This is a genomic window from Cronobacter sp. EKM101R, assembly GCF_963888145.1.
Lineage (GTDB): Bacteria > Pseudomonadota > Gammaproteobacteria > Enterobacterales > Enterobacteriaceae > Cronobacter > Cronobacter turicensis.
This window is the reverse complement of record NZ_CAWPHW010000052.1, coordinates 127,467-141,753: the sequence shown is the minus strand read 5'-3', so window position 1 is coordinate 141,753 and position 14,287 is coordinate 127,467. Positions and strand designations below refer to the sequence as shown.

Genomic DNA, 14,287 nt, shown 5'->3' with positions numbered 1-14,287 from the left:
TCGCCTGGTCAGTCCTTATTTCTGCACCACAATATTTTCCTGCGAGGGATCGACATGCTGCATTTGCAGCTTTTCTGTTGCGACCCGTTCAACCCGGCTGTGATCGCCGAGCGCGTTTTCTTCAAGAATTAGGTTGCGCCATTCGATATCCAGCGCGTCGCGTTCCAGCACCAGTTGCTCGCGCTGCGCGGTGAGCAGGCGAGTGTGGTGCGCGGTGGTGACCACGAAAATCGCGGTCACGATAATGGCGATAAACAAACAGAGCGGCAGTTTCCCGTAGCGCAGAAGATCGCCGCCGATCACAGCAGGCAGCGCATGGCGTTCCGTGCTGCTAAGCGATCCGGTTACTTTGCTGAGGGTCTCTGTCACCCGGCTTATCATGCGCCCGTCCTCTCGGCGATACGTAACACAGAGCTGCGCGCGCGCGGGTTCTCCGCCACTTCGGCCTCACCCGGCATCAGTTTGCCCAGCGCGCGAAGGTGGCGACCGCCGAGTTTCTGGAGCTGCGCTTCGGTCATCGGCAATCCTGCCGGCACCTGCGGACCGCGGCTCTGCTCACGCATAAAGCGTTTCACCAGACGGTCTTCCAGCGAGTGGAAGCTAATAACCGAAAGGCGTCCGCCCGGCGCCAGCACGTCTACCGCGCCTTTCAGCGCCTGCTCAATCTCTTCGAGTTCGCTGTTCACCCAGATGCGTACCGCCTGGAAGGTGCGGGTAGCCGGGTGTTTGAACTTGTCTTTGATGGGCGTCGCGGCGGCCACAACCTCCGCCAGTTCTTTGGTGCGGGTCATGGGCAGTTCGCGGTTGCGCTCGACAATGGCGCGCGCGATACGCTTAGCGAAGCGCTCTTCGCCGAAGGTTTTCAGCACCCAGGCGATATCCGCTTCTTCCGCGTTGCGCAGCCATTCGGCGGCAGATTGTCCACGGGTGGGATCCATGCGCATATCCAGCGGGCCGTCGCGCATAAAGGAAAAGCCGCGCTCGGGATCGTCAAGCTGCGGCGAGGAAACGCCGAGATCGAGAAGAATGCCGTCGATCTTGCCCTGTAGCTCGCGTTCGCGGACATAATCGCCCAGCGCCGAGAAAGGACCATGGATGATGGAGAATCGCGGATCGTCAATGGCAGCGGCCGCCGCAATCGCCTGCGGATCGCGATCGATCGCCAGTAATCGGCCTTGTTCGCCCAGCTGTGAAAGGATAAGGCGCGAGTGTCCGCCGCGGCCAAAGGTGCCGTCAATGTAAATGCCGTCCGGACGTATATTCAGGCCGTTGACGGCCTCGTCCAGGAGCACCGTCGTATGTTTATAATTTTCCATCATATTTTATAAAGACAAATCCTGCAGCCGCTCCGACAACACTTCAGAAGATGACTGCTCAGCGTCGATGTCTTCCCTGACCTGTTGATGCCAGGTCACTTCGTCCCACAGCTCAAATTTATTGAACTGCCCGACCAGCATCACTTGTTTGGTCAATCCGGCGTGTTGCCGTAAAACGGGTGCTAATAAAAGACGGCCCGCGCTGTCCATCTGGCATTCGCTGGCATGGCCCAGCAGCAGGCGCTGCACTCGCCGTTCTGCGGGGTTCATGCTCGACAGACGCGACAATTTTTGTTCGATAATTACCCATTCGGGCAGGGTATAAAGCAACAGGCAGGGATGGTGAATATCGATGGTGCAAACCATCTGGCCGGACGAGGCGTCGTTCAGTAAATCGCGATAGCGCGTCGGAACGGATAACCGCCCTTTGCTGTCGAGATTCACCAACGTTGCGCCACGAAACATTAAAGCCTCACTGAGCTCTGCCCTTTTTCACCACTTTATCCCACAAATTCCCACCCACCGGAGTTTACGGAGCGGAGGAAAAGCTTGTCAAGCCAGCACCGGGGCAGCCTTCAACAAAAGATTCGGCGCTGACAAAGAGAAAGCGGCAAATAAAATCCCTGCCATCCTGACGAGGCAAAATTAACGCTATGAATATTTGTAAGAAAAATGACGAATACACACAGGACCGTTAAAAACCACTTAATACGATCGGTGAAGAGGACTAAGTGTTGAGTTTGCGACGCGAGCGGCATTTTAAGGTAAAAGCCCTGGAGTTAACAGCGTCAGCTAGGGTTTAGCGCGCTTTTCTCCGCCGTTCGGGAACCGACTGAAAATAAAACCCTTCTGCCGGCCAATTCAGAGATTGTGATGGTTACAAATTAACACACAAGAAATGATTGGTTACCACTAATACGGTACGCCGCATCGTTTCTCCGCAGTGAGAAGGAAGAGTGTCAGAATGTGTAAAAATGCGCCGGAATTATCCGAATCCACAGAAAAGGCAGCCGAAGCTGCCTTTTTCTCATTTTTCTCTGCGCGTTAGCGGCGGCTTAAGCTGCCGCGACGGTAGAGATTACGGCGGATGCGGGTAAGGCCAGGCCGCGGTTTGCGCGGCTCATCAAGGCTTGCCAGCACCAGTTCGAGCACGCGCTCCGCGACATCGCGATGACGCTGCGCCACGGCCAGTACCGGACATTGCAGGAAATCGAGCAGTTCGTTATCCCCGAACGTGGCGATAGCGAGTTCCGACGGCAGACGGCCTTCGCGCTTAAGCGTTACGTCCATCACGCCCTGTAACAAGGCGAAAGACGTGGTGAATAGCGCCTGCGGCATCGGGTGCGTTTCCAGCCATTTCTCAAACAGCGCGGCGGCGGCTTCACGCTCGTAGCTGTTGGCATACAGGAAGTGCACTTCACGCGGGTCGTCTTTCCACGCGGTGCGAAAGCCCTGCTCGCGCAAGAAACTGACTGAAAGCTCCGGCAGCGCGCCGAGGTACAGTACGGTTTCCGCCGGGAACGTGCGCAGCTCGCTTGCCAGCATCTCTGCGTCATCCTGATCGGCGCCGACGACGCTGGTGAAATGTTCGCGATCTAATGCGCGGTCCAGTGCGACAATCGGAAACGCGTCATTCGCCCAGCGCTGGTAAAACGGGTGTTCAGGCGGTAAAGAGGTGGAAACAATGATGGCATCGACCTGGCGCTGAAGCAGATGCTCAATGCAGCGCATTTCGTTATCCGGCTGATCTTCGGAACAGGCGATGAGGAGCTGGTATCCGCGCTGACGCGCCTGGCGCTCAAGGTAATTAGCGATGCGGGTATAGCTGGTGTTTTCAAGATCGGGGATCACCAGGCCAATAGAGCGCGTTCTTCCCGCGCGCAGGCCAGCGGCGACGGCGTTCGGGTGGTAGTTATGTTCACGCACCACCGCCATCACTTTCTCAACGGTTTTATCACTCACACGGTACTGCCGGGCTTTTCCATTAATGACATAGCTCGCCGTGGTGCGCGACACGCCAGCCAGCCGCGCGATTTCATCCAGTTTCACGTTTGCCCCTTAACAAGAGTGTTACTCCATAACCTTTCAAGGGTTATAAGTTAAAATCCTTAACATCTAAGCGCAGAATAGTACCCTGAGCAACTGCTTTTGCGCGCGCCTGTCGCGCCCGCTGCAAAAAAAAGCCCGGCAGACGCCGGGCGGATGCATAACAAGAAGGTAATACCATTAACGCATGATCTTTTCGCCGCGCGAGAGGCCCACCACGCCGGAGCGCGCCACTTCCACGATTTTCGCCACGTCGCGGATGCTGGCGAGAAACGCGTCGAGCTTTTCGCTGGTGCCCGCCAGTTGCACGGTATAGAGCGAGGGCGTGACATCGATAATCTGACCGCGGAAAATTTCCGCGCTGCGTTTGACCTCTTCACGCCCGTAGCCGCTCGCCTGGATTTTCACCAGCATGATTTCACGTTCGACATGCGCGCCCTGCCCCAGCTCGCTGACGCGCAGTACGTCCACCAGCTTATGCAGTTGCTTTTCGATCTGCTCAAGGACCTTTTCGTCGCCGACCGTCTGGATGGTCATCCTTGAGAGCGTCGGATCGTCTGTCGGTGCCACGGTCAGGCTTTCAATGTTATAGCCGCGCTGCGCGAAGAGCCCAATCACACGAGACAACGAGCCCGATTCGTTTTCCAGCAATACTGATAATATCCGGCGCATAATCAGGTTCTCTCCGTTTTGCTTAACCACATTTCATCCATTCCACCGCCGCGAACCTGCATCGGATAAACGTGCTCGGTCCCGTCCACGGTGACATCGACAAACACCAGCCGGTTATTGCGCACATGCTCCAGCGCCTCGCTGAGTTTGCTTTCCAGCTCTTCCGGGCGGGTGATGGAGATCCCGATGTGCCCGTAAGCCTCCGCCAGTTTGACGAAATCCGGCAGCGATTCCATATAGGACTGCGAGTGGCGGCCGGAGTAAATCATATCCTGCCACTGCTTCACCATGCCCAGGTATCGGTTGTTGAGGTTAAGCACCAGCACCGGCAGTTCATATTGCAGCGCGGTGGAAAGCTCCTGAATGTTCATCTGTATACTGCCGTCGCCGGTCACGCACACGACGGTTTCTTCCGGTAGCGCGAGCTTCACGCCCAGCGCCGCTGGCAGGCCGAAGCCCATCGTGCCGAGCCCGCCGGAGTTTATCCAGCGGCGCGGTTTATCAAAGGTGTAATGCAGCGCCGCGAACATCTGATGCTGGCCCACATCGGAGGTGACATAGGCATCGCCGTTGGTCAGGCGATAGATCGTTTCGATGGCCGCCTGCGGTTTAATGCTGCCGCTTTCGCGGTCGTAATTCAGGCACTGACGGGCGCGCCATTGTTCGATGTGCTGCCACCAGTCGCGAATATCATCCAGCGGCTGCTGGCTCTCTTCCTGACCCAGCAACTCCAGCATCTGGTTCAGCACCTGCCGCGCGTCCCCCACAATCGGCACATCCGCCGCCACGGTTTTGGAAATCGACGTCGGATCGATATCGATATGCAGCACGGTGGCGTTCGGGCAGTACTTCGCGAGATTGTTGGTGGTGCGATCGTCAAAGCGCACGCCGACCGCGAAAATGACATCCGCATTGTGCATCGTCATGTTCGCTTCAAAGGTGCCGTGCATCCCGAGCATTCCCAGCGCCTGGCGGTGCGTACCCGGAAACGCGCCCAGCCCCATTAATGAAGAGACCACCGGCACGTTGAGTTTCTCCGCCACCGCGCGCAGCTCGTTTTCACAGGCCGCGGTAATCGCGCCGCCGCCCACATACATGACTGGCTTTTTCGCGGCAATAAGCGTTTGCAGGGCGCGTTTGATCTGCCCTTTATGCCCCTGCGTCGTCGGGTTATAGGAGCGCATGCTGACGGTTTCCGGCCAGACATACGGCAGTTTTTTCGCCGGGTTGAGAATATCTTTCGGCAAATCGACCACTACCGGGCCCGGTCTGCCGCTGGCGGCAAGCCAGAACGCTTTCTTCAGTACCGTCGGGATATCTTCGGTTTGCTTCACCAGGAAACTGTGCTTCACCACCGGGCGGGAGATCCCCACCATGTCGCACTCCTGGAAAGCGTCATAACCAATCAGCGAGGTCGCCACCTGGCCTGACAGCACCACAAGCGGAATGGAGTCCATGTAGGCAGTAGCAATACCGGTAATCGCGTTGGTCGCGCCAGGGCCTGAGGTCACCAGCACCACGCCCACCTCGCCGGTCGCGCGCGCCAGACCATCCGCCATATGCACTGCGGCTTGTTCATGGCGCACCAGCACATGATCAATCCCGCCAACGGTATGTAGCGCGTCATAAATATCGAGCACCGCGCCACCGGGGTAACCGAATACTTGCTTTACGCCCTGATCGATAAGCGATCGGACGACCATCTCGGCTCCAGACAACATCTCCATGGTTTGCCTCCAGGCTTTTGTTTACGGACTGACGGCAGAAGTCATTTTCCGCACGGTCACTGGTACAGGTGTGATGTCCTGTCGTTAATTATCGTTATAGGTTCTCCCTAACATAACCGCTGAAAATGAGGCAGGCAATTAGCAATCGGCGGCCGTCGGGCGCGCTAAATTGCCGCGCGGCGCTGAAGAAAAGCGATTAAACGGAGAGATATGCTGAATATAAGCGGCGCTTATGACCGTTAATTTCGCATCGCTCATTTCTGACAGTGATAAATCAAAAAATCGGCAGGTAACGCGATGTGCCGGAAGGCAGGGGATCACAACAGAATAAAATATCAAAAAAGGGTGAATAAACAGAAAAACGGGCGGCTAACGCCACCCGCAGGGTTTTTCTCGCCATTAACGCCGACAGACGTTCGATAACAGCTCCTCCATCCACTGATGGCCCTTATCGCGCCCGGCCGCCTCATGCCAGGAGAGATAACAGGTGCGGCTGTTTAATTTAAACGGCAACGGCATGATTTGCAGTTGCAGCGCTTGCTCATAATCCTGCGCGAGCCAGCGCGGAGCGATGGTAATCAGATTCGTGCGCGACACGACATTTAATACGCTGGTCATCGCCATGCCCTGATAAGCGATGGCGGATTGTTTTTCTGCGGTGTCATACCACGGCAGGCTGAAAGAACTAAAACGATCTAACGCCACCACGGCATGTTGTTCTTTAAAAACTTCACTTTCGCGTAACAGGTTATCTTTACGCGGATGGCTCTTACTGCTCACCAGCACCATCTCATCTTTAAATAGCGGAACACAGGTAAACTCGGGGCGGCGAAATTCGTCATAACCAATCACGAATTCCGTCTCCTGGTAGCGCAGCTGATGTTCGATATTCTGATTTAGCGATGATTTAAATACTAAATGTATATTGGGCGCGATATTCATTACGCTGTTGTAAATAATCGACGTCAGCAGATTATCCAGCGGGCTGCACACGCAGAGATTAAACAGCCTTTCGCTGCTGAGCGGCTCGAAACCTGAGCCCGGCAATTCATTTTGCACCAACTGAAGCGCCTGACGAATCGACCCGAACAGCTGACAGGCCCGGACCGTGGGCTGAATGCCGCGCCCGTAGCGTACAAATAATTCGTCATTAAACATTACTTTAAGGCGCGCCACTGCGTTACTGACGGCGGGCTGAGACATCCCCAGCATATGCGCGGCGCGGGTAATATTTTGTTCCTGCATTACCGCATCAAAAACCGTCAATAAATTCAGATCGACCGTGCGTAATTGAGGTTTCAGCCCTTCAGGTGCGGGTGAGTGTTCAATATGATCACCAGACATAATTTACTCCACTGATACATTATTCCCTTTGCATGCATTACCCAGAACATTCCGTTTATCTTGTAGCAATCTCAGGCAAAAGAGGAGGTTTAAAAATTCATAAAACGTAACTATTAAGAAATAAAAGATCATTAATGGACAATAAAATAAATCTCCTGATACTTTTGGACTTTTATTATCACGCCACTTTTCTTACAGCGTGATCAAATCATAAAAAAGACGAATAAACAATAATTCACTTTATGAATTATCAATTAAGTTTTCGTAAACACTTCACTTTTTTCACAAATGAGACCATGTATTTTGAAATATGACGTCTCAAAAACGCTCACGGAACCCAAAGGTATATCAATCAATTGATATGACGAATAATTTAACGCAATAAAGTTGCTAAAAAGGCACCAAAAATGCGCCCCTTTACGACATCAATACTTACGCTGCGCTTAACTTATACAGATGTTTTATATAATAGCGTTTACTTAGCATAATCCACTAAATCCGCATCTGGCGGGGCACTGGCACGCTAACTGTAGAATTCCGGACAGGGGGTTGACATGGCCTGGGCTATCAAGTACCACTAAAAGCCTATTAACGCATTTATTCGGGACGTGAGTCATGATTCGCATCGTTCGTTTTACTGGTCTACTACTACTAAACGCATCTTCAGTGCGCGGTAGACTGGTGCGCGACGTACGGCGATAACGCTTGAGTCAGGTCATCAGAAATACGAAAACCCGCGCCGCTGCGCGGGTTTTTTTATGCTCACGCAAGGCGCCCCATGACAAATAAGGACACCAACCATGAGCCAGCAAGTCATTATTTTTGATACCACATTGCGTGACGGTGAGCAGGCGCTCCAGGCGAGCCTGAGCGTAAAGGAAAAACTGCAAATCGCGCTGGCGCTTGAGCGCATGGGTGTCGATGTCATGGAAGTCGGTTTTCCGGTCTCTTCGCCGGGCGACTTCGAATCGGTGCAGACCATCGCCCGCCAGGTCAAAAACAGCCGCGTCTGCGCGCTGGCCCGTTGCGTGGAAAAAGATATCGACGTGGCCGCCGAATCCCTGAAAATCGCCGAGGCGTTTCGTATTCACACCTTTATCGCCACTTCACCAATGCACATCGCGACCAAACTGCGCAGCACGCTGGATGAAGTGATTGAGCGCGCCGTCTATATGGTAAAACGCGCCCGCAACTATACCGACGACGTTGAATTCTCCTGCGAAGACGCGGGCCGCACCCCGATTGCGGACCTGGCGCGCGTCGTGGAAGCCGCCATCAACGCAGGCGCCACGACTATTAATATTCCGGACACCGTTGGCTACACCCTGCCCTTCGAATTCAGCAACATCATCAGCGGCCTGTATGAGCGCGTACCGAACATCGACAAAGCAGTTATCTCCGTTCATACCCATGACGATCTGGGCATGGCCGTCGGCAACGCCCTGGCCGCCGTGCAGGCGGGCGCGCGTCAGGTGGAAGGCACGTTAAACGGCATCGGCGAACGCGCGGGCAACTGCGCGCTGGAAGAAGTCATTATGGCTATCAAGCTGCGCCAGAACCTGATGAACGTCCACACCCGCATTAACCACCAGGAGATCTGGCGCACCAGCCAGACCGTCAGCCAGATCTGCAACATGCCGATCCCGGCGAACAAAGCGGTGGTCGGCTCCGGCGCCTTTGCGCACTCTTCCGGCATCCATCAGGACGGCGTCCTGAAAAACCGTGAAAACTACGAAATCATGACGCCGGAATCCATTGGCCTGAATCAGGTGCAGTTGAACCTGACCTCCCGCTCCGGCCGCGCTGCCGTTAAGCACCGTATGGAAGAGATGGGCTACCACGAAAACGACTACAACCTGGACGACCTGTACGACGCCTTCCTGAAGCTGGCGGACAAAAAAGGCCAGGTGTTTGATTACGATCTGGAAGCGCTGGCCTTTATCAATAAACAGCAGGAAGAGCCGGAGCATTTCCGTCTGGAATACTTCAGCGTGCAGTCCGGCTCCAGCGCCATGGCGACCGCGTCTGTGAAACTGGCCTGCGGCGAGGAGATCAAAGCCGAAGCCGCTAACGGCAACGGCCCGGTCGACGCGGTTTATCAGGCCATCAACCGCATTACCGACTACGACATTGAGCTTGTGAAATACCAGTTAGGCGCAAAAGGCCACGGCAAAAACGCGCTGGGCCAGGTAGATATCGTAGTCAGCTATAACGGCCGCCACTTCCACGGCGTGGGTCTGACGACCGATATCGTCGAATCCTCCGCCCGCGCGATGATCAACGTGCTGAACAACATCTGGCGCGCCGGCGAAGTCGAGAAAGAGTTGCAACGCAAAGCACAGAATAAAGAACACAATCAGGAAACCGTGTGATGTCTAAAAATTATCATATTGCAGTTTTGCCGGGCGACGGTATTGGCCCGGAAGTCATGGCGCAAGCCCTGAAAGTACTGGATGCCGTTCGTAGTCGTTTTGACATACGTATCACCACCAGCCACTACGACGTTGGCGGTATCGCCATCGATCGCCATGGCAACCCGCTGCCGCAGGCGACCGTAGAGGGCTGCGAGCAGGCCGATGCCATCCTGTTTGGCTCGGTCGGCGGGCCGAAGTGGGAAAACCTGCCCCCGGCGCAGCAGCCGGAGCGCGGCGCGCTGCTGCCGCTGCGTAAACATTTCAAGCTGTTCAGCAATCTGCGTCCGGCGAAGCTCTACCCGGGCCTGGAAGCGTTTTGCCCGCTGCGCGCCGATATCTCCGCCAACGGCTTTGATATCCTTTGCGTGCGCGAGTTAACCGGCGGCATCTATTTCGGCCAGCCGAAAGGCCGCGAAGGCAGCGGCATGCATGAAAAAGCGTTCGACACCGAGGTCTATCACCGTTTTGAGATTGAACGCATTGCGCGCATCGCGTTTGAGTCGGCGCGCAAACGCCGTAATAAAGTCACCTCAATTGATAAAGCGAACGTGCTGCAAACGTCGCTGCTGTGGCGTGAAATCGTCAATGAAATTGGCAAAGAGTACCCGGACGTCGAACTGGCGCACATGTATATCGACAACGCCACCATGCAGCTGATTAAAGATCCGTCGCAGTTCGACGTGCTGCTCTGCTCTAACCTGTTTGGCGATATTCTCTCTGACGAGTGCGCCATGATTACCGGCTCGATGGGGATGCTGCCTTCCGCGAGCCTCAACGAACAGGGCTTTGGCCTGTTCGAACCGGCAGGCGGCTCCGCGCCGGATATCGCCGGGAAAAACATCGCCAACCCGGTGGCGCAGATCCTCTCGCTGTCTCTGCTGCTGCGCTACAGCCTGGAAGCCGACGACGCGGCGACGGCGATTGAAAACGCGATCAACCGCGCGCTGGAAGAAGGCGTGCGTACCGGCGACCTGGCCCGCGGCGGGCAGGCTGTCAGCACTGATGAAATGGGCGATATCATTGCCCGCTATGTGGCCGAAGGGGTGTAACCATGGCAAAGACCTTATATCAGAAGCTGTTTGACGCTCACGTGGTTCATGAGGCCCCGAACGAAACGCCGCTGCTCTACATCGACCGTCATCTGGTGCATGAAGTGACGTCGCCGCAGGCGTTTGACGGCCTGCGCGCCCATGGCCGCCCGGTGCGTCAGCCGCGCAAAACGTTCGCCACCATGGATCACAACGTCTCCACCCAGACCAAAGATATCAATGCGTCCGGCGAAATGGCCCGCATTCAGATGCAGGAGCTGATTAAGAACTGCAACGAATTCGGCGTCGAACTGTACGATCTGAACCACCCGTATCAGGGCATCGTGCACGTGATGGGGCCGGAACAGGGCATCACCCTGCCGGGTATGACCATCGTCTGCGGCGATTCCCACACCGCCACCCACGGCGCGTTCGGCGCGCTGGCGTTCGGTATCGGCACCTCGGAAGTCGAGCATGTGCTGGCGACGCAAACCCTCAAGCAGGGCCGCGCGAAGACCATGAAAATCGAGGTCAACGGCCGCGCAGCACCGGGCATCACCGCGAAAGACATTGTGCTGGCGATCATCGGTAAAACCGGCAGCGCAGGCGGCACCGGCTATGTGGTGGAATTCTGCGGCGACGCTATCCGCGCGCTGAGCATGGAAGGCCGTATGACGCTGTGCAACATGGCGATTGAAATGGGCGCCAAAGCGGGCCTGGTCGCGCCGGACGAGACCACGTTTAATTATGTCAAAGGCCGTCTGCATGCGCCGAAAGGCCAGGATTTCGACGAGGCCGTGGCGTACTGGAAAACCCTGAAAACCGACGACGGCGCGCAGTTCGATGCGGTCGTGACGCTCAATGCCGAAGAGATCGCCCCGCAGGTGACCTGGGGCACCAACCCCGGTCAGGTGATCGCCGTCAGCGACGCCATTCCCGATCCGGCCTCGTTCGCCGATCCGGTCGAGCGCGCCTCTGCGGAGAAAGCGCTGGCCTATATGGGTCTTAAACCCGGCGTGCCGCTGACCGATGTGGCTATTGATAAAGTGTTTATCGGCTCCTGCACCAACTCGCGTATCGAAGATCTGCGCGCCGCGGCAGAAATCGCCCGTGGCCGTAAAGTGGCGCCGGGCGTTCAGGCGCTGGTGGTGCCAGGCTCAGGCCCGGTGAAGGCGCAGGCGGAAGCCGAAGGGCTGGACAAAATTTTCATCGAAGCCGGTTTTGAATGGCGTCTGCCGGGCTGCTCCATGTGCCTTGCGATGAACAATGACCGCCTGAACCCGGGCGAGCGCTGCGCGTCCACCAGCAACCGTAACTTTGAAGGCCGTCAGGGCCGCGGCGGACGCACGCACCTGGTCAGCCCGGCGATGGCCGCCGCCGCCGCCGTTACCGGCCATTTCGCCGATATCCGTAGCCTGAAATAAGGGGAACCCCATGGCAGAGAAATTTACCCAACACACCGGTCTGGTGGTTCCGCTGGATGCGGCGAATGTGGATACCGATGCGATTATCCCGAAGCAGTTCCTGCAAAAGGTGACGCGTACCGGCTTCGGCGCGCATCTGTTTAACGACTGGCGTTTTCTGGATGACAAAGGCGAGCAACCGAACCCGGAATTCGTACTGAATTTCCCGGAATATCAGGGCGCGTCTATCCTGCTGGCGCGTGAAAACTTCGGCTGTGGCTCCTCGCGCGAGCATGCGCCCTGGGCGCTGACCGATTACGGTTTTAAAGTGGTGATTGCGCCGAGTTTCGCCGATATTTTCTACGGCAACAGCTTTAACAACCAGCTGCTGCCGGTGACGCTCAGCGATGAAGAAGTGGATGAGATGTTTGCGCTGGTGAAGGCGAACCCTGGCATTCGCTTTGAAGTGGATCTGGAAGCGCAGGTGGTAAAAGCGGGCGAGAAGTCCTACAGCTTTAGCATCGACGCGTTTCGTCGCCACTGCATGTTGAACGGGCTGGACAGCATTGGTCTGACGTTGCAGCACGACGACGCCATCGCGGCGTATGAGAAAAAACAGCCCGCGTTTATGGGGTGAGTGTTTTGCAGCTTCCTCGGTGACTACGGCGGGTGCGCGTGGCTTACCCGCCCTACGGCAAACCGTGTAAGGTAATGATGTGGCGGGTGCGCTGCGCTTACCCGCTCTACAAACGCTTAAACGTATTTTTTGGTAGGGCGGGTAAGCGCAGCGCACCCGCCATCAAACCACCTCTTTAAACGTCCTTCACCCTGCTCGTCAGCCACAGCGCCACCAGCGCTATCCCGGCAATCACAGGGTATACCGCGTAATGCCCGAAGCTCTCCACAAGCGCCCCCTGCACTACGCCCGCCAGGATCACCCCGGTCGAAATACTGTTGCTGAACAGCGTGGTGGCAGAACCGGCACGCCCCGGCATCAGATCCTGAAACCAGATCATCCCAAGCCCGGCGACAATCCCGATAAACAGCGCGTTAAACAGCTGCAACCCCAGCAGCGCCTCGCGGCTGTGAAAAAGATTAAGCCCGGCGTAAAACAGCACGCCAGCGCCCACCGCCACCAGCATCATCGGCTTCTTACCGAACCGCTTCACGTAAAAACCGGCCAGCAGCATCGCCGGGATCTCAAGCCCCGCCGCGGTCCCCATCAGCACGCCCGCGAGGCTCTCGGGCAGCGCCAGCTCCTGGCTCACCCACAGCGGCATATCGATGATATACATCGTGTTGCAGGTCCACATCAGCACCGAGGCGATAAACAGCATCCGCACGTTCTTGTCTTTCCAGCCGCTGACCTGCGTCAGCGCCACGTCGGCGGGCTGCTCAATGCGCGCCACCGACGGCAGCGCGAAAAAGATAATCACCAGGCTCAGGATAAAAATCCCGGCGGCGATTAAAAACATCGTGGTAAAGCCGAAGCTCAGCGCCAGCATAAACGACAGCGGCGGCCCGATAACCCAGGCGAGGGACAGTTGGGCGCGCATCACCGAGCTGAACATCACCGCCTCGCGGGCGGAGTTATCGGCATACTCGCGCGCCAGCGCGAAAAGCTGCGGCATGGCGGTATTCGCAAGCGACGCCAGCAGCACGCCTGCGGTAATCAGCGTCAGATAGTGACGGTTAAAAGCAAACAGGACGCAGTTGCCGACCGCCATCAGGCAGCAAAAAAGAATCAGCTTGCGCCGGTCGCCCCGGCTGTCGGAACGCTTCGCCAGCAACAGGCTGACCGCGATCCCGGCGATGGCGTTTACCGTATAAAACAGCCCGACCCAGAATGGCGGCGCGCCCACTTCGCGGCTTAAAAACAGGCTCAGCGTCGGCGCCTGTAGCGCGCCCGCCACCCCCATCATGAAGGCGACGACCATAAAGGAGAGATAGACGACATTAAGACGTCGGACAAACGTAAGAAACCACAACATCAGGCGCATCCTTTCACGTGGGGCGGGCGAAGACGTGTTCATGATAGACGAAAAAAGCCAGCAGTAGCACACTGCTGGCGGGTGAAAAGCACCAATACTCAGTTACACGTGATGTCCGCTTAGCGGCGTTTAAACGTCATCGGGAGCGTCACCTCCCACTGCATGATCTCATCCAGCATTCGTTGCGGCGTTTTACCGTTCAGGCGGGCCAGCCATGAGCGGGAAAGACGTTGCGTTGCGCTGAAATATTGCTGATAAAATCTGCTTGTTGACGACGTTTCCATAAGCCCCTCCGCTTTCATCGAAGAGAAGTATTGCCGTAATATAGGGAATATTAAATTGATGA

The 14,287-nt window shown here is 56.3% G+C and carries 14 protein-coding genes; 5 read left to right on the top strand and 9 right to left on the bottom strand.

The features are described from left to right. Positions 1–15: 15 nt before the first annotated feature. The 7 genes from ftsL to leuO all read right to left on the bottom strand — a co-directional run bounded on the left by ftsL (position 16) and on the right by leuO (position 7,105). Positions 16–381 carry a cell division protein FtsL gene (gene ftsL / locus AACV31_RS19825; protein WP_007706714.1) on the bottom strand — a complete coding sequence of 122 codons (366 nt, stop codon included), beginning with the start codon at positions 379–381 and terminating at the stop codon, positions 16–18. Further along, positions 378–1,319, bottom strand: a complete 942-nt coding sequence (rsmH, locus tag AACV31_RS19820; RefSeq protein WP_075197739.1) for a 16S rRNA (cytosine(1402)-N(4))-methyltransferase RsmH — start codon at positions 1,317–1,319, stop codon at positions 378–380. Before rsmH ends, ftsL begins: the two co-directional genes overlap by 4 nt. 3 nt (positions 1,320–1,322) lie before the next feature. Then, the gene (gene mraZ, locus AACV31_RS19815) at positions 1,323–1,781 is read right to left on the bottom strand and encodes a division/cell wall cluster transcriptional repressor MraZ (RefSeq protein WP_007783849.1); all 459 of its coding nucleotides are present in this window, start codon (positions 1,779–1,781) and stop codon (positions 1,323–1,325) included. A 579-nt stretch (positions 1,782–2,360) separates the two neighbouring features. Continuing rightward, complete coding sequence (gene cra, locus AACV31_RS19810; RefSeq protein ID WP_004386410.1) at positions 2,361–3,365, bottom strand: catabolite repressor/activator; 1,005 nt, start codon at positions 3,363–3,365, stop codon at positions 2,361–2,363. 177 nt (positions 3,366–3,542) lie between these two features. Further along, positions 3,543–4,034, bottom strand: a complete 492-nt coding sequence (ilvN, locus tag AACV31_RS19805) for an acetolactate synthase small subunit (protein ID WP_004386411.1) — start codon at positions 4,032–4,034, stop codon at positions 3,543–3,545. Between the two features lie 2 nt (positions 4,035–4,036). Further along, positions 4,037–5,761, bottom strand: coding sequence for an acetolactate synthase 3 large subunit (ilvI, locus tag AACV31_RS19800; RefSeq protein ID WP_012815290.1), 1,725 nt, complete (start codon positions 5,759–5,761; stop codon positions 4,037–4,039). Positions 5,762–6,160: 399 nt separating this feature from the next. Then, a complete protein-coding gene (leuO, locus tag AACV31_RS19795; RefSeq protein WP_007767597.1) occupies positions 6,161–7,105 on the bottom strand; it encodes a transcriptional regulator LeuO in 945 nt (314 codons plus the stop codon). Between the two features lie 615 nt (positions 7,106–7,720). On the opposite strand from leuO, the gene leuL reads away from it, so the two are divergent. The 5 genes from leuL (at position 7,721) to leuD (ending at position 12,587) form a co-directional block, all read left to right on the top strand. After that, a complete protein-coding gene (leuL, locus tag AACV31_RS23235; RefSeq protein ID WP_105538031.1) occupies positions 7,721–7,807 on the top strand; it encodes a leu operon leader peptide in 87 nt (28 codons plus the stop codon). 98 nt (positions 7,808–7,905) lie between these two features. Then, positions 7,906–9,477, top strand: a complete 1,572-nt coding sequence (leuA, locus tag AACV31_RS19790; RefSeq protein ID WP_075197741.1) for a 2-isopropylmalate synthase — start codon at positions 7,906–7,908, stop codon at positions 9,475–9,477. After that, complete coding sequence (gene leuB / locus AACV31_RS19785; protein WP_075197742.1) at positions 9,477–10,568, top strand: 3-isopropylmalate dehydrogenase; 1,092 nt, start codon at positions 9,477–9,479, stop codon at positions 10,566–10,568. The genes leuA and leuB overlap by 1 nt, the downstream gene beginning before the upstream one ends. A 2-nt stretch (positions 10,569–10,570) precedes the next feature. Next, complete coding sequence (leuC, locus tag AACV31_RS19780) at positions 10,571–11,971, top strand: 3-isopropylmalate dehydratase large subunit (RefSeq protein ID WP_007767592.1); 1,401 nt, start codon at positions 10,571–10,573, stop codon at positions 11,969–11,971. A 10-nt stretch (positions 11,972–11,981) separates the two neighbouring features. Continuing rightward, the gene (gene leuD, locus AACV31_RS19775; RefSeq protein ID WP_075197743.1) at positions 11,982–12,587 is read left to right on the top strand and encodes a 3-isopropylmalate dehydratase small subunit; all 606 of its coding nucleotides are present in this window, start codon (positions 11,982–11,984) and stop codon (positions 12,585–12,587) included. A gap of 175 nt (positions 12,588–12,762) precedes the next feature. On the opposite strand, the gene AACV31_RS19770 is transcribed toward leuD, so the two are convergent. Together AACV31_RS19770 and sgrT are read right to left on the bottom strand one after the other, a co-directional pair. Continuing rightward, the gene (locus AACV31_RS19770; RefSeq protein WP_075197744.1) at positions 12,763–13,941 is read right to left on the bottom strand and encodes a sugar efflux transporter; all 1,179 of its coding nucleotides are present in this window, start codon (positions 13,939–13,941) and stop codon (positions 12,763–12,765) included. Positions 13,942–14,060: 119 nt separating this feature from the next. After that, positions 14,061–14,225, bottom strand: coding sequence for a glucose uptake inhibitor SgrT (gene sgrT, locus AACV31_RS19765; RefSeq protein WP_075197745.1), 165 nt, complete (start codon positions 14,223–14,225; stop codon positions 14,061–14,063). Between the last annotated feature and the right edge of the window lie 62 nt (positions 14,226–14,287).

Coding starts and splice junctions, on each gene's coding strand:
- leuB (WP_075197742.1), top strand. CDS start 9,477: ATGTCTAAAAATTATCATATTGCAGTTTTGCCGGGCGACGGTATTGGC.
- ilvI (WP_012815290.1), bottom strand. CDS start 5,761: ATGGAGATGTTGTCTGGAGCCGAGATGGTCGTCCGATCGCTTATCGAT.
- ilvN (WP_004386411.1), bottom strand. CDS start 4,034: ATGCGCCGGATATTATCAGTATTGCTGGAAAACGAATCGGGCTCGTTG.
- AACV31_RS19770 (WP_075197744.1), bottom strand. CDS start 13,941: ATGTTGTGGTTTCTTACGTTTGTCCGACGTCTTAATGTCGTCTATCTC.
- mraZ (WP_007783849.1), bottom strand. CDS start 1,781: ATGTTTCGTGGCGCAACGTTGGTGAATCTCGACAGCAAAGGGCGGTTA.
- leuC (WP_007767592.1), top strand. CDS start 10,571: ATGGCAAAGACCTTATATCAGAAGCTGTTTGACGCTCACGTGGTTCAT.
- leuO (WP_007767597.1), bottom strand. CDS start 7,105: ATGTCTGGTGATCATATTGAACACTCACCCGCACCTGAAGGGCTGAAA.
- leuL (WP_105538031.1), top strand. CDS start 7,721: ATGATTCGCATCGTTCGTTTTACTGGTCTACTACTACTAAACGCATCT.
- ftsL (WP_007706714.1), bottom strand. CDS start 381: ATGATAAGCCGGGTGACAGAGACCCTCAGCAAAGTAACCGGATCGCTT.
- rsmH (WP_075197739.1), bottom strand. CDS start 1,319: ATGATGGAAAATTATAAACATACGACGGTGCTCCTGGACGAGGCCGTC.
- leuD (WP_075197743.1), top strand. CDS start 11,982: ATGGCAGAGAAATTTACCCAACACACCGGTCTGGTGGTTCCGCTGGAT.
- sgrT (WP_075197745.1), bottom strand. CDS start 14,225: ATGGAAACGTCGTCAACAAGCAGATTTTATCAGCAATATTTCAGCGCA.
- leuA (WP_075197741.1), top strand. CDS start 7,906: ATGAGCCAGCAAGTCATTATTTTTGATACCACATTGCGTGACGGTGAG.